General features: G+C 65.1%; 19 protein-coding genes. 12 read left to right on the forward strand and 7 right to left on the reverse strand.

What is annotated here, in order from left to right; translation table 11 throughout:
• Positions 1–12: 12 nt before the first annotated feature.
• The 3 genes from OVA11_RS10400 to flmG all read right to left on the reverse strand — a co-directional run bounded on the left by OVA11_RS10400 (position 13) and on the right by flmG (position 3523).
• Entirely contained in the window at positions 13–882 is an 870-nt protein-coding gene (locus OVA11_RS10400; protein ID WP_268067309.1) for an AAA family ATPase, read from the reverse strand.
• A gap of 108 nt (positions 883–990) precedes the next feature.
• Positions 991–1572 (reverse strand): UDP-4-amino-4,6-dideoxy-N-acetyl-beta-L-altrosamine N-acetyltransferase, encoded by a 582-nt coding sequence (gene pseH / locus OVA11_RS10405; protein ID WP_268067310.1) that lies wholly within the window; start codon positions 1570–1572, stop codon positions 991–993.
• A 160-nt stretch (positions 1573–1732) separates the two neighbouring features.
• On the reverse strand, positions 1733–3523 hold the full coding sequence (gene flmG, locus OVA11_RS10410) for a glycosyltransferase FlmG (protein WP_268067311.1): 1791 nt from the start codon (positions 3521–3523) through the stop codon (positions 1733–1735).
• 198 nt (positions 3524–3721) lie between these two features.
• Between flmG and flbT the strand changes: the two genes are divergently transcribed.
• From flbT to OVA11_RS10470, 12 genes are all read left to right on the forward strand, one after another.
• Positions 3722–4147 carry a flagellar biosynthesis repressor FlbT gene (gene flbT, locus OVA11_RS10415; protein ID WP_268067312.1) on the forward strand — a complete coding sequence of 142 codons (426 nt, stop codon included), beginning with the start codon at positions 3722–3724 and terminating at the stop codon, positions 4145–4147.
• The gene (gene flaF / locus OVA11_RS10420) at positions 4107–4469 is read left to right on the forward strand and encodes a flagellar biosynthesis regulator FlaF (RefSeq protein WP_010919335.1); all 363 of its coding nucleotides are present in this window, start codon (positions 4107–4109) and stop codon (positions 4467–4469) included. The genes flbT and flaF overlap by 41 nt, the downstream gene beginning before the upstream one ends.
• Before the next feature lie 246 nt (positions 4470–4715).
• Positions 4716–5537, forward strand: a complete 822-nt coding sequence (gene fljL / locus OVA11_RS10425) for a flagellin FljL (RefSeq protein ID WP_268067313.1) — start codon at positions 4716–4718, stop codon at positions 5535–5537.
• A 276-nt stretch (positions 5538–5813) separates the two neighbouring features.
• Positions 5814–6635, forward strand: a complete 822-nt coding sequence (gene fljK, locus OVA11_RS10430) for a flagellin FljK (RefSeq protein WP_268067314.1) — start codon at positions 5814–5816, stop codon at positions 6633–6635.
• A 112-nt stretch (positions 6636–6747) separates the two neighbouring features.
• Positions 6748–7116, forward strand: coding sequence for a hypothetical protein (locus OVA11_RS10435; protein ID WP_268067315.1), 369 nt, complete (start codon positions 6748–6750; stop codon positions 7114–7116).
• Positions 7117–7295: 179 nt separating this feature from the next.
• The gene (locus OVA11_RS10440) at positions 7296–8129 is read left to right on the forward strand and encodes a flagellin (RefSeq protein WP_268067316.1); all 834 of its coding nucleotides are present in this window, start codon (positions 7296–7298) and stop codon (positions 8127–8129) included.
• A gap of 68 nt (positions 8130–8197) precedes the next feature.
• Positions 8198–8752: a UDP-4-amino-4,6-dideoxy-N-acetyl-beta-L-altrosamine N-acetyltransferase gene (pseH, locus tag OVA11_RS10445; RefSeq protein ID WP_268067317.1), complete on the forward strand. Its 555-nt coding sequence runs from the start codon at positions 8198–8200 to the stop codon at positions 8750–8752.
• Positions 8753–8831: 79 nt separating this feature from the next.
• Entirely contained in the window at positions 8832–11696 is a 2865-nt protein-coding gene (flaEY, locus tag OVA11_RS10450; RefSeq protein WP_268067318.1) for a regulatory protein FlaEY, read from the forward strand.
• Positions 11697–11757: 61 nt separating this feature from the next.
• Positions 11758–12447 (forward strand): hypothetical protein, encoded by a 690-nt coding sequence (locus tag OVA11_RS10455; protein ID WP_268067320.1) that lies wholly within the window; start codon positions 11758–11760, stop codon positions 12445–12447.
• Positions 12448–12464: 17 nt separating this feature from the next.
• A complete protein-coding gene (locus OVA11_RS10460) occupies positions 12465–12863 on the forward strand; it encodes a hypothetical protein (protein WP_268067321.1) in 399 nt (132 codons plus the stop codon).
• A gap of 256 nt (positions 12864–13119) precedes the next feature.
• Positions 13120–13623, forward strand: coding sequence for a single-stranded DNA-binding protein (locus OVA11_RS10465; RefSeq protein WP_096033104.1), 504 nt, complete (start codon positions 13120–13122; stop codon positions 13621–13623).
• A gap of 189 nt (positions 13624–13812) precedes the next feature.
• On the forward strand, positions 13813–14655 hold the full coding sequence (locus OVA11_RS10470; RefSeq protein WP_268067323.1) for an autotransporter outer membrane beta-barrel domain-containing protein: 843 nt from the start codon (positions 13813–13815) through the stop codon (positions 14653–14655).
• 209 nt (positions 14656–14864) lie between these two features.
• On the opposite strand, the gene OVA11_RS10475 is transcribed toward OVA11_RS10470, so the two are convergent.
• From OVA11_RS10475 to OVA11_RS10490, 4 genes are read right to left on the reverse strand one after another with little or no spacing between them, the layout of a single operon-like run.
• A complete protein-coding gene (locus OVA11_RS10475; RefSeq protein WP_268067324.1) occupies positions 14865–16925 on the reverse strand; it encodes an ATP-binding protein in 2061 nt (686 codons plus the stop codon).
• A 2-nt stretch (positions 16926–16927) separates the two neighbouring features.
• Positions 16928–17755 (reverse strand): response regulator, encoded by an 828-nt coding sequence (locus OVA11_RS10480; RefSeq protein WP_268067325.1) that lies wholly within the window; start codon positions 17753–17755, stop codon positions 16928–16930.
• Between the two features lie 28 nt (positions 17756–17783).
• Positions 17784–18770, reverse strand: coding sequence for a P-type DNA transfer ATPase VirB11 (gene virB11 / locus OVA11_RS10485; RefSeq protein ID WP_268067326.1), 987 nt, complete (start codon positions 18768–18770; stop codon positions 17784–17786).
• Positions 18767–19822 carry a TrbI/VirB10 family protein gene (locus OVA11_RS10490; RefSeq protein ID WP_268067327.1) on the reverse strand — a complete coding sequence of 352 codons (1056 nt, stop codon included), beginning with the start codon at positions 19820–19822 and terminating at the stop codon, positions 18767–18769. The genes virB11 and OVA11_RS10490 overlap by 4 nt, the downstream gene beginning before the upstream one ends.
• Positions 19823–19833: the final 11 nt, after the last annotated feature.

Genomic DNA, 19833 nt, shown 5'->3' on the forward strand with positions numbered 1-19833 from the left:
GCTGCGGACGCCTTACTGGCCCGGACGAGCGCCCGAGCCTTCGCGGCGGGCGAGGAACGCCAGACGTTCGAACAGATGGACGTCCTGCTCGTTTTTCAGCAGCGCGCCATGGAGCGGCGGGATCAGCTTGGTCGGATCCTTCTCGCGCAGGACCTGATCGTCGATGTCCTCGACCAGCAGCAGCTTCAGCCAGTCCAGCAACTCAGACGTCGAGGGCTTCTTCTTCAAGCCTGGCACCTTGCGCATGTCGTAGAAGATGCGCAGCGCCTCGGCGACCAGCTTCTGCTTGATGCCCGGGAAGTGGACATCGACGATGGCCTGCATCGTCTCGGCTTCCGGGAAGCGGATATAGTGGAAGAAGCAGCGGCGCAGGAACGCGTCCGGCAGTTCCTTCTCGTTGTTCGAGGTGATGATCATCACCGGCCGCACCTTGGCCTTGATGGTCTCGCCCGTCTCGTAGACGAAGAACTCCATGCGATCGAGCTCCTGCAGGAGGTCGTTCGGGAATTCGATATCGGCCTTGTCGATCTCGTCGATCAGCAGCACCGGGCGGACCTCGCTCTCGAAGGCCTCCCAGAGCTTGCCCTTCTTGATGTAGTTCTTGACGTCCTTGACGCGCTCGTCGCCTAACTGGCTGTCGCGCAGACGGGTGACGGCGTCGTATTCGTAGAGGCCCTGCTGGGCCTTGGTCGTCGACTTGATGTGCCAGGTGATCAGCGGCGCGCCCATCGCCTTGGCGACCTCATAGGCCAGCACGGTCTTGCCCGTACCGGGCTCACCCTTGATCAGAAGCGGACGCTCAAGCGCCACGGCCGCGTTGACCGCGACCTTCAGGTCGTCGGTGGCCACATAGTCGGAAGTACCTTCGAAGCGCTGGCTCATGCCTATCTCCGCCGGAATCGGATCCGGTTCGAACAGTTGTTCAAATTTAGCGGATCAAACTACCGGCGCTCGCGCGCTTGGCAAGGGTGTCGATAGGGAAGGTGGTGCTCAGGCCGCGCGGCAGGTTCGATCGGGGATCACGTAGCCCTTGGCGCGCAGGCGCTCGGCCATGGCGTCGCGTCGAGCGGCCCAGTCGCTGGCCAACAGCCCCAGGCCGATCACATCGACCTCGTGGCCCTGCTTCATCACATGTTGCCGGAACAGCGCCTCACGCTGGAAGCCGTACAGTTCGTGCAGCCGCCAGACGCTCTCATTCGAGATCAGCACCTCGCACCATAGCTTGTTCAAGTGCAGTTGGTTGAACACGTATTCGATAATCTGGAATTCGACGAATGATCCAACGCCGAGGCCGCGCACCTTGGGGCTGGCCAGATAGTAGGCCCACGCGCAGCGACGGTGGACGAGATCGATATCGGCCAGATTGGCCAGGCCCACGGGCTCGCTGTCGGCCTCAATGATCCAGTAGCGTCGGCGCGGATCGTGCCGCGCCACATCGAACCAGTGGTCGTGCTCCTCGTGGCCGATCTTGTGGTCGGAGTACATATAGGCCGAGACATCCGGGCTGTTGCGCCAGATCAGAAGCCTCTCGCGATCGCTCTCGACGAGATTCCGCAGTCTCACCGCCACCATGGTCCTCGCCCTGAACCCTCGCGCTGTCGGCGGTTCGGAGTTCGGGCCAGGAACACGCCGCCAAACGCTGTTGCGAACAGTCGAGGCAAAGCCCCGACCGCGCACCAGTCTGCCGCGTCCGACGGGTCAGGCTTTGATCCGTCTCAAGTGCGATGGGCGGTCAGGATGCGGCGAAATCGCGCAGAGCGGCGGCGACGCGGCCCATGGTCGGTTCCCAGACCCCGTACTGCTCGGTGACGAAGCAGCGAACGCTCGGATACCAAGGGTAATGGTCGGTGCCTAGGCGGGTCCAGGATGAGGCGCCGGTCAGCATGAAGATCGGCGTCCCCACCGCACCGGCCAGATTGATCGTGGCGTTGGAGAACCCGATCACCAGGTCCACCGCCGCGCAGAGAGCGGCCACGTCGTCGAGGTCGGCCTTCAGATCAATGCCTTCCGGCTGCCAGATCTCCACGCCCAGCTCTTCCTTGGCGAAGGCGATCTCTTCTTCGCAGTCGCCATACTGCAGGTTCACGAACACCACGCCTGGCGTGTGCAGAACCGGCTCCCACAGGTGGAAGGGCGAAAACTGCCGCGCGCGCTCCGCATTCAGTTTCAGGCTCTTCCAGAGCAGGCCGACTTTCGGACCGGGGCCAAGCTTCTCGAGCTCTGCCTTCCAGTGGGCCACCCGCGCCGGATCCGGCTGCAGGAAGGCGTTGCGCTTGGGAAACGCCTCGGCGGTGGAGCGAAGGCTCGGCAGGAAGTCGCCGATGGCCGCCCAATAGTCGAAGCGATCCCAGTTCTCGATATAGGGCGCGGCCCGAAACACGCGGCCTTCGTAGGCGACCGTGCGGTGGGCGGTCACCTCGACCTTCGGGAAGGTGCGCTCGAACAGCGGCGCCAGACGGCGCTCGACCGCCAGCGACAGGAAGCCGTCTGGGCCCAAGGCTTCGACGATGTCGGGCAACATGTTGGCGAACATCACCTCGTCGCCCAGGCCCTGCTCGGTGGTGATCATCAAGCGCTTGCCTTTGAGGTCCTGTCCTGACCAGCGGACGCCAGGAATCTGGAACCGAGGCGCGTCGCTCAGCGCCGGCGAGAAGCGCGACTCATAGGCTTCCCAGCCTTCGGCGACACGGCCCAGCGCCAGGAGAATTGTGGCGCGGGCGAACTGCATCATCGCCAGATCTTCCGGCGAGCCTGGTCTGCGCATGGCGGCTTCGCAGTCGGCCAGTGCGGCCTCTATCTCGCCCAGATCGAGTCTGGCGAAGGCGCGGTTGTGATAGGCTTTTGCGAAGTCGGGCGCCAGGCGCAGGGCCTCGTCGAAGAACACGATCGAGCCCGCAGCGTCGCCGATATTGCAAAGCACCGTGCCCAGCGTGTTCCACAGCACCGCAGCCTCGGGGTTGGCGCCCAGGGCGGCCTTGAGGACCTCGATGGCTTCGCCTTCGCGATTAAGCTCGCGCAGGGCGCACGCCAGGTTGTTGGCGCCCTCGACATCGTCGGGCCGGGCGAGGCGATAGTGTGCGAAGAACTTGGCCGCCAGCTCCGGCATATTCATGCGGAAGGCCAAACGGCCCAGGTCGCCGGCGACGGGACCATGGTCGGGCAGCAGAGCCAGCGCGGCCTCATAAGCTTGCAGCGAGGACGCGAAATCGCCGGTCTTCTCGCGTGCGATCGCCAGGATGTGCCAGGCCAGGCCCAGTCGCTCGTCCTTCTCCAACAGCTTCAGGGCCAGCTTGTCGGCCTTGGCGTAGTCCTGCAGCTGCACGGCCTGGATCGCGCGCGCCAAATGTTTGGCGTTATCGACGTTCTTGGTGTCCTGCGCCGCCCGATTCAGGCGCTCCAGCGCCTCGGCGGACGCCGAATCGCCCATGGCGTTGGCGATAACGCTGGGGTGGATGCCCGAAGCGCCGACATCGGCCTGGGCCAGGACGCTTGCCGAGGATTCGAGGGCGCTTTTACGGGACATGGCGGAGGCCTTAGACTTTGCTGTTAACCATGTTTTGAGGCGCTATGCTTAACTGAGTCCTAAGCTGCGTCTTACGGTCGCAAGCGCGGTCGTTCGGGGTGGCAAGGTGGCGTTAACACGTGTTCGCCTAGCTTGCCGTCCAAGCCGCCGCCCTGGCGGATCTGGGCTCGCAGCGTCAATGAAAGGGAGCGGCATCAAGTGCCTTTGAAGCTGTCGCTGAAGCCTGGGGAAAAGTTCGTTCTTAACGGCGCTGTCGTGCAGAACGGGGATCGACGCGGTGTTCTGGTTCTCCAGAACAAGGCGTCCGTCCTTCGCGAGAAGGACATCATGCAACCGGATCAGGTGACGACGCCTGCGCGTCACATCTATTTTCCGGTGATGATGATGTATCTCGACGAGAGCGGCGCGGAGAAATTTTACGAGGAATTCGCTACGCGCCTTAACGAATTCATGGGCGTTGTGCGGAATCCTGCGGTCCTCCAAGACTGCATCGCCATCTCCAAGCACGTGATGGCGCGAGAATACTACAAGGCTCTGATGCTGAGCCGGAAGCTTATCGAGTACGAAGACGAGAGGTTGGGGCATGTCTCTTCGGGCGTATCAGCAGGCGGCGACGCGGGCTGAGAATCCCCGTGAAATGGAGTACCGCCTGTTCGGGCAGGTGACGCGCGCCCTGATGGACGCGTCGCAGGCCCCGGCGGACGACATCGCCACGCGGATCGATGCGCTGGACTGGAACCGCAAGGTCTGGTCCGCGCTCGCGACCGACTGCGCGCTCCCTGAGAACCAGCTCCCGATGGAGCTGCGCGCCAGCATTATTTCGCTTAGCCTCTGGGTGGGGCGCCACTCCAGCGCGGTCATGCGCAAGGAGGAGGATTTTGAACCCCTCATCGAGATCAATCGCATGATCATGCAGGGGCTGGCTGGTCGCGCCGACGCGGCCTGATTCTGCCTTTCGGGCAAGACTGTATGTCTTGCCCAGTCTCTCTGGAAAAAGCTGCCGCCCGGCGAATGTTGCATTCGCCGGGCGGTGTTGTTTTGGTCGGTAGATCTTAAAAAGATCAGCAAAAACAAATAGATATTTTTCTTCGATTTTGGCGCGGGGCTGGCCCGCCGCTTGCGATGGTTCGCGCGGGCAAAACGCCAGCCCGGCAATACGCCGGACAAATCCCACCAAAACGGTAGGTGTCAAATGCTGAACTCGATCAACACCAATCCTGGTGCGCTGCTGGCGCTCCAGAACCTGAACGCAACTAACACGGAGCTCTCCGCCACTCAGGGCCGTATCAACACTGGCAAGAAGGTCGCTAACGCCAAGGACAATGGCGCGATCTGGTCGATGGCCAAGATGCAGGGTGCGACCGCGTCATCGTTGAACTCCGTGAAGGACTCTCTCCAACGCGGTCAGTCGACGATCGATGTGGCGCTCGCTGCGGGTGACACCATCACGGATCTGCTCTCGAAGATGAAGGAAAAGGCCCTGGCCGCTTCCGACACCTCGCTGAACACCGCCTCGTTCAACGCTCTCAAGGCGGACTTCGAGTCTCTGCGCGACCAGCTTCAAAAGGCCGCGGAGAACGCGAAGTTCAACGGCGTCAGCCTCGCTGACGGCAGCACCACCAAGTTGTCCTTCCTCGCCAACGAGGATGGCAGCAACTTCACGGTGACTGCGCAGACCCTGTCCCTCACGGGCATTGGTCTGACGGCGGCCTCGACCTTCACCGACGCTGCTACGGCCAAGACGATGATCGCGACGATCACTACCTCGTTGCAGACGGCGACGAACAAGCTGTCGTCCCTGGGTACGTCCTCTGTCGGTCTGGATACGCACCTGACCTTCGTGGGCAAGCTGCAGGACAGCCTGGACGCCGGTGTGGGCAACCTGGTCGATGCGGATCTGGCCAAAGAAAGCGCCAAGCTCCAGTCGCTGCAAACCAAGCAGCAGCTGGGTGTCCAGGCGCTCTCGATCGCCAATCAGACGCCGCAGACGATCCTGTCGCTGTTCAAGGGGTGACCCCGATACGCCGGACGGCCGTCAAAAGCCGTCCGGCGCCTCTTTCCTGCTGGGTGCGCAGATAGTGCCCGGCAACAATTTCCCATGGCGAAAGGCTCTCGGCAGAAATTGCCGGGAGCCTTCGTCGTTAATGGAACTATAACGTATATTTTTCAGTGATTTAGCGCGACGTTGCCGGTGGGCAGAATTGGCCCGGCAATTGCTTCAGGTCCTTCCGAGCAAAATGCTCCCGGCAGCCAAAATGGCGTCGGACACCTTGAAAAGGACTCTTTCGTTATGGCGCTGAACAGCATCAATACGAACGCGGGCGCTCTGATCGCCCTGCAAAACCTCAACAGCACGAACTCCGAGTTGACGACCGTTCAGCAGCGGATCAACACGGGCAAGAAGATCGCCAGCGCCAAGGACAACGGCGCCATCTGGGCGACCGCCAAGAACCAGTCGGCCACCGCCAACAGCATGAACGCCGTGAAGGACTCGCTGCAACGCGGCCAGTCGACGATCGACGTCGCGCTCGCCGCCGGCGACACCATCACCGACCTGCTGGGCAAGATGAAGGAAAAGGCCCTGGCCGCTTCCGACACCTCGCTGAACACCGCCTCGTTCAACGCCCTGAAGTCGGACTTCGACTCGCTGCGTGACCAGATCGAAAAGGCCGCGACGAACGCCAAGTTCAACGGCGTCAGCATCGCGGACGGCTCGACCACCAAGCTGACCTTCCTGGCCAACTCGGACGGCACCGGCTTCACGGTCAACGCCAAGACCATCTCCCTGGCGGGTATTGGTCTGACGACCACCTCGACCTTCACCACGGCCGCCGCCGCCAAGACGATGATCGGCACGATCGACACCGCGCTGCAGACGGCGACCAACAAGCTGGCCTCGCTGGGCACCAGCTCGGTCGGTCTCGACACCCACCTGACCTTCGTCGGCAAGCTGCAAGACAGCCTGGACGCCGGCGTGGGCAACCTGGTGGACGCCGATCTCGCCAAGGAAAGCGCCAAGCTGCAGTCGCTGCAAACCAAGCAGCAGCTGGGCGTCCAGGCGCTGTCGATCGCGAACCAGTCCTCGTCTTCGATCCTGAGCCTGTTCCGTTAAGGGGCAGGGACGGGGGCGAGTCGTCTGGTTCGCCCCCGCCTTCTCCGGTTCGGTTGCGGGATCTTCCTCAACAGAAAAGGAGGGCCGACCGATAAACGTCGGCGTTTAAGAAATGGAACCTAAAGCCGCACTGTCGGCCATCAGAGACTTTATAGCCCCTGTCGCGCCGTCGAACGCCCCGGACCTCTCCGAGGGCGCTAAGGTCGTTGTGGGTCAGCCCGAGAAGGCTGTTGAGGCCGAGATGGCGCTCAAGGCCGAGCGTCAGCTAGCCGCCGAGCCTGAGAAGCCCGTCGATGACGGTCCCCAGCCGGGCGATCTGCGCTTGGTGATCGAGCATGACGACGCCTCGGGCGCCTATGTCTACAAGACCGTGGATCGTCGCACGGGCGAGACGCTTCAGCAGTTTCCTCGCGAGGAGATCCTGAAGATGCGTGACGGCCCAGACTATGAGAGCGGAGACGTGTTCGACGGGCAGGCTTAAGGCCGTTTAGCCGGCCGTTCGCCCCGACCCGCGACCGCCTGTCGCGGGTGTTAAGAGGTATGGTTTATAAGCGTTAACCATAATCTTACTTTCTGAGACCAATCTCGGCTGCGATTTGATCGCACGCCGAATCGCGCGCGATCGCAACCAACGGCAAAATCGCCGATCGGAGGCCGCGCATGGCGCTTAGCGTCAACACGAACCAGCCCGCGCTGATCGCGCTGCAGAATCTAAACCGCACCAACGACGACATGCAGGCGGTGCAGACCCGTATCAATACGGGTGAAGCCATCTCGACGGCCAAGGACAACGCCGCCGTCTGGTCGATCGCCCAAGCGCAGCGCGCCGACATGAGCGCCTTGAGCGCCGTGAAGATGAGCCTGGATCGCGCGACATCGATCGCTGACGTGGCGCTCGCGGCGGGGGAGTCCGTTTCGGATCTGCTCAAGCTGATGCGCGAAAAGGTCGTGGCCGCCAAGGACACCTCGCTGACCACCACCTCCCGCCAAGCCCTCAACGCCGACTTCCAGGGCCTGGTCAAGAACCTCAACCAGGTGATCAGCAGCGCGACGTTCGACGGCGCCAACCTGCTCAATGGCAGCCAAGCCGCCGACATGGCGTTCCTCGCCGACGCGGATGCTGGCCAATCGATCACCCTGGCCCTGCAGAACCTGTCGCTGGGCGGCACGATCAATACGCTGACGGCTACGGACGACATCCTGACGACCACGACCGCCGCCGACGTGCTGACGCGCCTGGACGCGACCCTCAGCGCGGTGAACCAGGCCGTGGGCAATATTGGCACCCAGGCCAAGCAGATTGACGCTCACAACACCTTTGTCGCCAAGCTGACCGACGTTCTGGAAACTGGGGTCGGCAATCTTGTCGACGCCGACCTCGCAAAGGAAAGCGCGCGCCTCCAGGCGCTGCAGGTCAAGCAGCAGCTGGGCGCTCAGGCCCTTTCGATCGCCAATAGCGCGCCTGAGATCATCCTGTCCCTGTTCAAGGGCTAGTAGAGCTAGGTCCCGTCGCGCCCAGGGGCTAAGCTGCCGCTGGGCGAACCGGGGATTCGGCTACGAGCATGATCGAACTGCGCGACTTGTTGGACGAGGACGAGGCGACCCTCTTTCAGTGGCGGTCCGAACCCGAGGTCGACCGCTGGATGTCCGACGCCGATCTTCCCAGCCGCGAAGCGCATGCCGTGTGGTTTAGGGCGCTGCGGAGCGATCCCGATATGCGCGGCTGGATGATCACCCGAGGCGGCGCGCCGATGGGGCTCCTAACGCTGACGGGGCTGACCAGCCATCATCGTCGCGCGAGTTGGAACTGGTTCCTCGGTTCGGCTGAGGCGCGGGGCAGGGGCGTTGGTCGCGCCGCCCAGGTGCTGGGCTTGGATCACGCCTTCCAGGAGCTGGGTCTGCACAAGGTCTTCGCCGAGGTGATGGCCGACAATGACGCGGCTCTGAAGGCGCAATCGGCCGCCGGTTTCCGTCGCGAAGGCTACCTGCGCGGCCATGTTCTGAAGGACGGTCAGCCGCGTGACGTGGTGCTGCTTGGCATCCTCGCATCCGAATGGTCAGAACTGCGCGAAGCAGCGCGTCGCGCGCTGTCGGACGCTCACCTTATCGCCGCTTAATCTGAAGTCTTAACGAGTCATCAGCGATCCTAGGGCAAGGGTATGAGCGGGGAGATTCGCGCCCCGGCCAGGACTCGCCGTGATCACTTTCGATTCCAGCGCGCTGCTCAGCTACTATCAGGCCCGTACGGGCCTGACAGGCGCCGGCGCGTCCGGTGTTTCGACCACGGCGTCACGATCCAAGGCCGTCGTGCCAAACGCGCCCTGGCTGAGCAACGCCTCGCCGCCGGCCAGCGATCTCGTCCGAACCGCTCTGGCCGGCCGAAAGTTCATCGACGAGGGCGCCAACACATCGAGCCTCAAGGGCGTCAGCGCCGACTACAAGAAGCTGTTCGCCACCTACCAGGCGCTCAACACCCTTTCGGCCCTGGCGACGCGCGCTGGCGAGAAGGGCGTGACCGACGGCGAAGTTTCCCGCTTGCAGACGGCCTTGAGCAAGGGGCTCGGCGAGATCAGCGGCTATGTCCAGAACCTGTCGCTAGACCAGATGCGCCTGACGACCGGCGCGGTCATGACCAGCGACAAGGGCACGGTCGGCGTGCCGAAAGCCACCTACAGCTACACGACCGATACGCTTTACACCGGCCAGTTCGACGACGAGATCCCCCGCTTCAAGGGCAATGTCTCGTTCGACATCTCTGTGAAGAGCTTTGGGGTCACCTCGAGCGTCACTATGGACCTGTCCGAGATGGGCGCGACGCCCCGGACCATGTCCAATGTCGTCAGCTATATGAACGGCAAGATGAAGGCGGCTGGGTTCAACACCGACTTCTCGGTTCAGCGGACGGTGGGGCAGGAGCGCACCGTGCAGGTCAACGGCAAGCCGGTGAAGCTGCCGGCCACCGGGGATGACTTTGCACTTCGGGTCAACGGCGACTCTGTCGAGCAACTGACCTTCAGCGCGCCGACGACGGCGCCTGCGGTTTATGTCACGACCCGAGCCGGCGATCCGGATCCCGACAAGAAAGCCGAGACCGACGATGGCGTGTTCGAGACCACGCTGACCAAGTACAGCGCCGCCGGAACCGCCGGTGGGCCTGGCGCGGGAGCGCCCGGCGGCAAGGTCTTCAGCGAGACGCTTCAAGGCACCATTTCCAGTGTCCGCAAGTCGGTCACCGGCGCGGACGGCTCGGTCTACATGCTGGCCGATGTATCGACCGCCGTCGACGGCAAGACCGATATCAACGGCCAGCCGATCAAGGGCGAGAGCGATGTCGCGCTGCTCAAGTACGACAGCGCGGGTCATCTTCTCTACGCGCGTTCGCTGGGGGCCACCGACAACGCCAGCGGCCTGTCGCTGGCCGTCGCCAGTGACGGTAGCGTCGCCGTGGCGGGTTCAGTCAGCGGCCGGCTGCAAGGCGCGGTCAATGGGCCGATCAACAACAGCGACAGTTCGAGCACCACCGACAGCTTCGTGACCCGCTACGACGCCAAGGGCGACGAGCAGTGGACGGTGCGTCGCGGCGGCCTACAGGAAGACGAGGCCACCGCCCTGGCGTTCGGCGCCAACGGCGTCCTCTATGTTGGCGGTCGCAGCAAGTCTGATCTGCCAGGCTCGGTGGGGACGGACCCCTCCGGCGGCTGGGACGCCTATCTCTCGGCCTTCGCGACCGACGGTAACGGCCAACCCAAGGCGCTGTTCACCCAGAAGTTCGGCACAGCCGAGAACGACTCGGTGTCGGATATTGTCGTCAATGGTTCGCAGGTCATCGTCGGGTCCAAGGAGAACGGCCAGGCGATGCTGCGCAGCTTCGAGGTCACCCCATCGGTGGTGACCGAGAACGTGACCAAGCTGAACCAGTACGGCGCCTATGAAAGCGTGCCTGTCACCTACACCAAGACCGCGACCCTCACCGCTGGCGCGACCCGTGACCTGGGCTCGCTGGCGGGGGGCGAGATCGTCGGCCTGAAGATCGACGGCGGTCAGCTCTATGTTGGCGGCTACACGGCCAACAATCTGATGTCGATCGGGGGCGCGACGACCGCGCCGTCGGGCGGCATGGACGGCTTTGTCGGCCGGATGTCGCTCGACATCTCCGACACCACCAGCGATACGCTCACCTACTACGGCGGAACCGGCGACGACACGGTGACGGGTTTCGCGGTCTCCAACGGCACCGCCTGGCTGGTCGGCGCAGCCGGCAAGAACCTGGACGGCGAAGAGACGGTCGGGACCAAGGACGGCTATGTCGCCCAGGTCAATGTCGGCACCGGCGCCGTTGACTGGAGCCAGCGCGTCACCGGCAAGGACGGCTACGCCGCGCCGACCTCGGTTGCGGTCTCGTCGTCAGGCGCTTCGGCCCTGGACGCCTTCGGGCTGCCTGGCGGGACGATGGATTTCAGCCAGTCCAATCGCATCGTGTCGGCCACGGCGGCGCGGGCCGGCGACACCTTCCAGATCCGCACGCGTGAGCGCGGCGCGCTGACGACGGTCACGATCGACGCCAACGACACGCTCGAGACCCTGGCTGACAAGATCAAGCGCGCCTCAGGCTTCCGCGCCAAGGTCGAGACCGCCACAAGCGGCAACAGTCGCGTCCTGAAGATCAGTCCCGCCTCCAACAACGCCACGATCGAAATCATACCCGGCAAGGGCGGAACCGACGTCCTGCGCTCGCTGGGCATAGCCGGCGGCGTGGTGCGCGCGACCAAGACCGAGGACGGCAAGACCGTTTCGGCGGACGGCAGCGGTCCCGTCTATGGGCTGCAATTGCCGCCTGAACTGGACCTGACGACCGAAGCAGGACGCAAGAACGCCAACATGGTCATTACGCGGGCCATGTCGCAGGTTCGCACGGCCTATCGCGAGATCGCCGACACGGCGCTGGGCATCAAGAGCGACGGCACGACGGGTTCAGGCAAGACCGGCGGTACGGTTCCGGCCTATCTGAAGAACCAGGTCGCCAACTATCAAGCCGCGCTCAATCGCCTGACAGGCGGCTAAGCCTACCTTTTCCACGGCCGCCACGCTTGAAAGCGTCATCATCGCGTCGTAGCCAAGTGTCATGGACTTTCTGAAAGATCGACGGATCATCCTGGGCGGCGGCGCGGCGCTGGCGCTCGTCGCGGGTCTGGGCATCGCCGTGGCCCTGATGTCGGGCCATGACAAGAAGCCGGCGGAGGACCCGCCAGCGTCTCGCGCGGGGCTGATCGTCGAGACTGGACGCGCCGACGACACCAAGCTTGATCCGGCTCGTCCGCTGCGCTGCTTCGTGGGCGGCGCCTTTGTCGGCGAGATCACCCTGGCCGAATGCGCCAAGAAGAACGGGGTCGCCACCGGCGCGCTGGACGTCGGGGTCGACGAGACCGGCGCGCTGGCCGCAGCCGATCAGGCCGGCATGGTGCTGACCCCGCTGCCGCCGACTCCGACCGACACCGCGCCACTGGTGACGACGCCCACGGCGACCACCACGCCGGCGACTCCGTCGTCCGCCTCGGCCAACGCCCCGCTGGCGGCGTGCTGGCGCTATGCCGGCAACGAATGGCGCAGACTCCCGGGCGACATCACCCTGAACGCCTGTGCTCAGCAGTTGTTCGGCGGTCGGTGTGAAAAGCCGGGCGGCGCGACCTATGGCCGTTGGGGCGAGGAGACGCTGCGTCTGGTCCCGGGCCGCGTCGAGATTTCGTCGGACAACCGCAGCTTCCACACCGCGTTCGAGCAGGCCGCGAACTGCTCTATCCCGAACGTCGGATAGGTTTATAAGTGTAATCCATGAAGAAGATCGTCCTCGCCGCCGCTGTCCTCGCCGCTTCGGGTCTCGTGCTCGCCGGCTGTCAAAAGCAGACCAAGGCGCCGTTCGAGTCGGGCGTCTGCTTCCACGTGGCGACCAACAAGGACAAGACGCTGCGCTTCAATCCGGTCAGCCGGAACGTGACCCATCTGGAGGAATGTGCAGCGACGCTTGAGGGCATGCGCATCCGGTTCGTGCGCCTGGGTCAGTCCAACAACCGCGGCATGGTTGGCGCCTACCAGGGATCCTTCATCTTCCTCGAGAAGGAAGGGATCTATGTGGGTCAGACCTACGAAGGACCGCGCTTCATGTCGCTCGTGCGCACGGGCGATGGTCGTCTGGCGGTCCCGGGCGCTGTTCGGCGCGTTCCAGCCGAGTAGGGCGGCTCCGGAGCGTTCTTCGATCAGCGTGAAATGGTGATCGGGCCCGAAATCGTTCTAAGATTTTGAAATAGCGCTCTTTTCATCCGATCTGATCGACCCGCTCTGATCAGGCGCGCCGATCGTCCGTCCACAAGGCTCTTTCTTGCCCACAAGAACGTTACGGGAACAAAACTTGCGTCTGGATTAGCGGGTCGCTAACGTCCCGCTCCAGATTCCGGCGCATGGGTCGCCGGGCGAGAGCAAGGTCCAAGCGATGGCGGGCAGCGTCAACAAGGTCATTCTGGTGGGCAACCTCGGCGCCGATCCCGAGATCCGCAGCCTCGGTTCCGGCGACCGCGTCGCCAACCTGCGCATCGCGACGTCGGAAACCTGGCGCGACCGCAACAGCGGCGAGCGCAAGGAAAAGACCGAGTGGCACCGCGTGGTCATCTTCAACGACAACCTCGTCAAGGTCGCCGAGCAGTATCTGCGCAAGGGCTCGACGGTCTACATCGAGGGCGCGCTGCAGACCCGCAAGTGGACCGACAACACCGGTCAGGAGAAGTACTCCACCGAGATCGTGCTGCAGAAGTTCCGCGGCGAACTGACCATGCTGGGCGGCCGCGGTGGTGACGCGGGCATGTCGTCGGGCGGCGGCGATGAGTACGGCGGCGGCTATTCGGGTGGCGGCTCCAGCTTCGGCGGCGGCCAGCGCAGCCAGCCCAGCGGTCCGCGCGAGAGCTTCTCGGCGGATCTGGACGACGAGATCCCGTTCTAGAGCCGAGTTTACACCCGAATTAGGCTCAGACTGTAAACAGGCGGCCGGTTTCCTTTGAGGCCGGTCGTCGTTGAAGAGGGGCTTGCCTCCGCCCCCCTAACGGATTGACCGGAGCGCGGCGGCCGTCTTGCGCTTGGTCTGTGAGATGCTGCAGATGAGTATCGTCTCCTCGCGCCATCCGGCTACTCGATGTTTCGCTTCGCCCTTTCTCTGACGCTGGCCTTGCTGGCCACCCAGGCGACCGCAGCCGAGGCCGAGCCGCGCTGGATGGTCACGACCACAGGGGGGGCGTTCGCACGCGACAACGACCAAGCCCACAGTTTCGGCTCTCTGGCGGTGACGCGGAAGATTGGGCGCGGCTACGTCAGCGCCAGCGTGACGCGGTTCGGCTCGGCGGTACGCCAGGTCGACGTCACCCTGCCATCGACCTACACGATCGGGTTCCTGTCTGCTGGAGCCGTCCATGGCGCTTGGTTCTATGATGGCTACGTCTCGCTTGGGCGGCAGCACTACAAGTCCGTGGTCACCGATCTGGGCGAACGAGACGTCGCGGGTTTCTCCCACAGTCCCGTCTATGGCGCGGGGGGCGACCTCGGCGCCGTGCGATGGATCGGTCGCTCCTGGAGCGTGACGCCGTCGGCGTCGCTGCAATGGATCAAGTCGCGGGCTCTGCGGGGGCAGATCGGCCCCAGGGGCGGAAGCGAGTTTGAGACCCGTGAGACCGGCGTGACACTGGGCGCGGGCTTGCGGGTCGACAAGTTCTTTGGGGCCTCCCATGGCGATAGCGTCAGTCTGCGCCTGACCCGCTTCCAGACCACAAACGCCTCGGCCGCGCTCTCATCGGGCATGCGCGGGGCGTTCAACCCCTCCGCCCAAAGCGGCCGCACCTCGGATGCTTGGGCGGAAGTGGGCGCATCCGCCACCTGGCGTGTCGACCACCGGCTGTATCTGGATGTCGGGGCCGTACGCACCCTGGGCGCCCTCGGCGGAGACATGACGACCGGTTCCGCCGGCGCGCGCTTGCTGTTCTAGAGCCTTTCACGACCTGACTGCGTCAGGCCGTGAGCTGTAATCTTCTGTTTGGCGCATTTTTTCACGCGAACCGGAACCCCTTCGCTCGAAAAAGGCTCTTGGGCGTGAGGCCGAAAGTGGGAACCGATTTCGCCTACTAATACGCTCCAAGTATCGGATTTGGAGCCTTTTTTGCGCCTGAAATCGATTCTGATCTCAGGCTAAAGCCTCTAGGCCACCAGGGGCGCGCGCGGCAGGCGTAGCTGAGCTTTCAGGCCATGCTCGCCGCGACTTAAGCTGACGTCGCCGCCATGGGCGCGCGCGATCGAGCGCGAGACCGCCAAGCCGAGGCCGATCCCGGTCTTGTTGAGGTTTCGCGAGTGGTCTGAGCGATAGAACGGCAGGAAAACCTTCTCCAACTCCTCGTCCGGCAGGCCGGATCCGTAGTCCTGCACCTCCGCGATCACGTCGCCGCCGTCTTCGAAGACCCGAACGCGGGCGCGGTCGCCATATTTGAGAGCGTTGTCGACCAGATTGGTCAGCACCCGCTCGACGCTCAGACTGTCGACGTCGACCGGCACCCGATCACCCGGATCGAGCGTAACGTCGCCGCCCATGATCGCGGCGTTGTCGACCACGCATTCCAGAATAGAGCGCAATTCGACCCGTTCGCGGACGGAAGGCTCACTGGAATCGCGGATAAAGGCCAGGACGGCGCTGATCATCTCGTCCATCTGAGTGATGTCGTGAGACATGCCCGCCTTCACCTCGGAGTCGATCCGCTCCAGACGGAACCGCATCCGGGCGAGCGGCGTGCGCAGGTCATGGCTGATCGCACCGACCATGGCGGTGCGGTCGTCGATATAGCGCTTCAGGCGCTTCTGCATGAGATTGAAGGCGGCGGCGGCGCGGCCGATCTCGGCCGGCCCTGCCAGCGGGGCGAGCTGACCCGAAGGGTCGCGACCCAGGCGTTCGGCTGCGTCCGCGAACTCCACGAGCGGCTGGGCCAAGCGGCGCGCAAAGATCAGGCCGACGGGCACGACCACCAACGCTGAAAGCAGGAACCAGAGCGCGGTGCGCCGCTGGAACGTGTTGGGAAAGGTTTCCGGCGCCGGTTGGACGGTGATCCACCGATCCGGCGCGACCTGCAGCGCGGCGACGAAATCGCCCTGCACGAACGGCGGCGGGGACAGGCCCAGGAAGCTCTTGGGCGGGGCGTTGTCCGAGGGCAGCAGGTAGCCGCCCGTATCCGCCGCGTCGACGCCTGCGGACTCTTGGCCGGTGATCGGGCCGATCCGGGCGGCGTTTTCGAAGGTCTCATCGCGAGGCGCTTGAGCCGCGGCGACCGGGGTCTCGGGCGTCACCGATCGAGGCGTGACCGGATCTGCGGCGCGCGCTTGTTCGGCCTGGAGAGGCGACGGCGCGTTGAAAGGCTCCTTCAGCGCCGGAGCAGGCGCTGCGCGGCTGGTCAGGATCGGCGACGGGGCGCCGACGCCTCCGGGGCTGGGCGAGCCGATCTGGAGCGGTCCCGCAGGCGAAACAGGGGGCGACACGGGGGGCGCGGCTGCGGCGGCCGGCCCGGCCGACACGCCCGGCGCTGGGGGGCGGTTCATAGTGGCGGAACCGCTAGGTGCGGTCGGCGCCCCCACGACCGGTGGCGGCGCTGGGCGTACGGCGGCGGGCGGGACTGTGGGCGGCGAAGGCGGGCGGGCGGGCGCGCCTGCCGGAAATCCGCCGCCGGGAAAGCCGCCGCCGGGAAAGCCTCCGCCCATGGGCGGGGCGCCGCCTGGGGGGGCGCCAGGGCCGGACTGAGCCTCTCCCGCGCCGTGCCAGGCCGCCTGGATCAGGCGTGGTTGATCTTCTTGCTCGACATAGGCCGCGTCTTGGACGCCTGGCGCCGGCTGAGCGGCCGATAAGTTCACGATCGGAGCGCCGGCCGTCAGGGAGGGGGGCGCATAGAAGAGAATCCGCACCTGGGTCACCGGCGCGTCCAGCATGCGGGCGAGCTCGGCGCGCGATTGCTCGGAGACGACCCAGTTAGGGCTCTCGAGATTGGGCGGTTGCGAGCGCTCGACGCGTTCCAGCGGGCGAGGATTGTCGCCTTTCAGAGGTCCGCCCTTCAAAGCGAGGGCGACGTCCATCATGCGGTACTTGGGCGTTGGCTTGGAGGGCAATAGGATCGTCAGGCCCAGCGTGGCGAGCTGGGCCACGACCAGCACCACCAGCAACAGCGCGACAATCTGAAACCTTAGCGGAACGGCGCCGGCCCGCCACTGCGCCCAGGAAGCCATGCTCAAACCCTCGCGACCTTGGCGTCGAGGATGTAGCCCAAGCCCCTGTGCGTCTTGATCACCTCGGTCTGGCTCTGCTCGTTGAGCTTTTTCCGCAGCCGGCTGATCTGGATGTCGATCGCGCGATCCAGCGAGATCTGCGACTCGCCGCGAGAGAGCCGCGCCAGTTCTTCGCGCGAGAGGACGCGCTGCGGATTCTCGACAAGCGCGCCCAGCAGGGAAAGCTCGCCCGGCGTCAGCATGATCACTGTCTCGTCCGGCGCGCGCAGCTGACGGCGCACTAGGTCGAACCGGAAACCGGAGAACGCGTAGATCGCCGTCCGACTCGCCGGCGCCTCGCCGCCGCCACCGCGTCGACGCAGAAGCGCGCGCACCCGGGCGAGCAGCTCACGCGGCGTGACGGGCTTCACGACGTAGTCGTCGGCGCCCAGTTCGAGCCCGAGAACGCGGTCGATAGATTCGCCCATTGACGACAGCATCAGGACGCTCGGGCCCGACGATCCGGCCAACGAGCGACACAGAGAAAGACCGTCTTCCCCCGGCAGCATGACGTCCAGCACAACCAGTTGGATCGCCTGAGCCTGGAGCTGAGCCCTGGCCTCCTTGGCGTCACGGGCGAGGTGAACGACGAAGCCGTGTCCGGCTAGGTAGCTCGCCATCTCTGTTCTGAGGGCGTCATCGTCATCGACAATGAGGATGTCCGCTTCGGTCGGTCGCAAATCGTCTTCGGCCATGTAGACGATGATACCATAGGCCGAGAGATGGCCAACGCGTAGCGATTGCTGTTCTTCGACAGTGAGTTTCTGGGGCGGCGTGCGCCAGGCTCTCATCTTCGGCGATTCCATCCGTTTGGGCCTTCTACAGTCCGCGATCATGGACGCGGATGTCGGTGATGCGGCGCTCGCCGCCGACGCGTCCCAGCTGGACGACGACCTCCACGAGGCCACGGACGTAGTCGAGCGTCTCGCTCCGGCTCAACGACAGCCCGGCCTGCATCACCATCAGAGAAATCTGATCCAGCGCGCCTTCCGGCGTGTTGGCGTGGACTGTCGTGAAGCTGCCCGGGTGGCCGGTGTTGATGGCGCGCAGGAAGGTCGCGGCCTCCTTGCCGCGGATCTCGCCGACGATGATCCGGTCCGGCCGAAGCCTCAGCGAGGCCTGCAGCAGATCATCGACCGTCACCTTGGCCTCGCCCAATTCGCCCTTCACGGCCACCAGCCTTACGGCGTTGGGGTGACGGACCGCGATCTCCGGAGCGTCCTCGACCGTGATCACGCGCTCATCCTTCGGCACGGTCGCCAGCAGCGCGTTGAGGAAGGTGGTCTTGCCGGATGAGGTGCCGCCCGAGATCAGGATCGTCTTGCGCGCGGCGACGGCCGCGCTGAGGAAGCCGATCGGGTCCTCGAAAGCCAAGTCGGCGTCCCGGCGGGAGGCGACTGCTCGCTCGGACCGCAAGGGGCCCCGGCAAAAGGCGCTCAAGGGGGCGTCGATCGACAGGTGACGGCGGATCGCCAAGCTCCAGCCATCGTGGGCGGCGGGCGGGCCGACCATCTGGATGCGTTCGCCGCCGGGCAGGGTGGCCGCCAGCAGAGGGTTCTCGCGGTTGACGCCCTGGTGCGTGGCGCGCGCCACCTGGGCCGCCAGGCGCGAGAGCAGGTCGGTGGTGATCTCGGGCGCCTCGACGCGCTGCATGGCCGGTTGGCCCGAGCGCTCGATCCAGGCCTCGCCGGGCCTGTTGACCAGGATTTCGGTGACGTCCTCCTGCTCGAGCCAGCGGGAGAAGGGCCTCAGATAGGTCTTCAGATAGACGCCTTCGAAGGCGGCGAGTTCGGTGACGTTGGTCATGACGCCGCCTCCGAGAAGTCCAGGTCCCGGGCCACGAAGACCTGGATCGGCGCGCCCTGCGGCACGCGGATGGTCGGCGAGATCTTGCCGGAGCTCTGCAGGGCCGTGGACGCGCCCGAGGCGTCCGTGGTTGCGCCCAGCACGACCGTCGAGCCCCCCCCGATGGACGACGCCGCGCCCGCGATCGTGGTCATGAGCACCGCCCCACCGTAGCGCTGCCAGAAGTGCCGATCGACCTTACCCGACAGGCCCGCCTGGCCCAGCTCGTCCGTGGTCGGCGAGCCCAGCTGCACCGACACACCATCGGGCCGCAGCAGCCGGGTCCAGACGATGAAGGCGCGCGACTGACCGATCGACGCGGCGCTCTTGTATTCGCCGACCAGGCGCGATCCGCGCGGGATGACAACGCTCTTGCGGTCGAACGAGCGGACGTCCTGGCTGACGATGGCGCGCGCGTAGCCGGGCAGGTCGGAATTGACCGCTGTCTCCAGGACGGCCGCGATCACCGTACCCTGGGCCACCATGTGACTGGCGTTGGAGAGACGGGAGGCCGTGCTGGTCGGCACGCCCTGTTCAGCCGCGCGACCCGCGAACTGTTCGTCGGGGGTGAAGTAGACCGCGTTCTTCGAGGTCGCCGCCTGGGCCGGGCCGGTTCGTCCGACCGACCCGGCGGACGCAAGCGCGGGCGAGCTCTGGTCCAGCACCAGCAGCGGCGAGGGCGGGGCGGGCGCCGCGACAATCGTCGGCGGAGCCTGAGTGGCCTGGGACGCGACGATGGGCGGCGGCGCGATCGGAGGCGCAACCGGCGACGCTGGGAGCGGAGCGGTTTCCTCCGCGATCGGCGCGGCCGCGTTCGCCTGGCGGCTTTCTCGGCCGTGCGAGAGGCCGGCCAGGGCCACGCCGCCCATCGCCACCACCACAAGCAAGCCGGCGGCGAGGCCCAAGGTCTCGGCGCTCTTGGACCGGCGGGGTATCTCCGGCGCGGCGCGTGTCGAGGCCGCCTGGAGGTCCTCGCTCGACATCTGGTCCCGGGGATCGATAGCGGCGCTCATGCCAAAGGCCT

Origin of the sequence: Caulobacter sp. SL161, assembly GCF_026672375.1 — a bacterium.
Classification (GTDB): domain Bacteria; phylum Pseudomonadota; class Alphaproteobacteria; order Caulobacterales; family Caulobacteraceae; genus Caulobacter.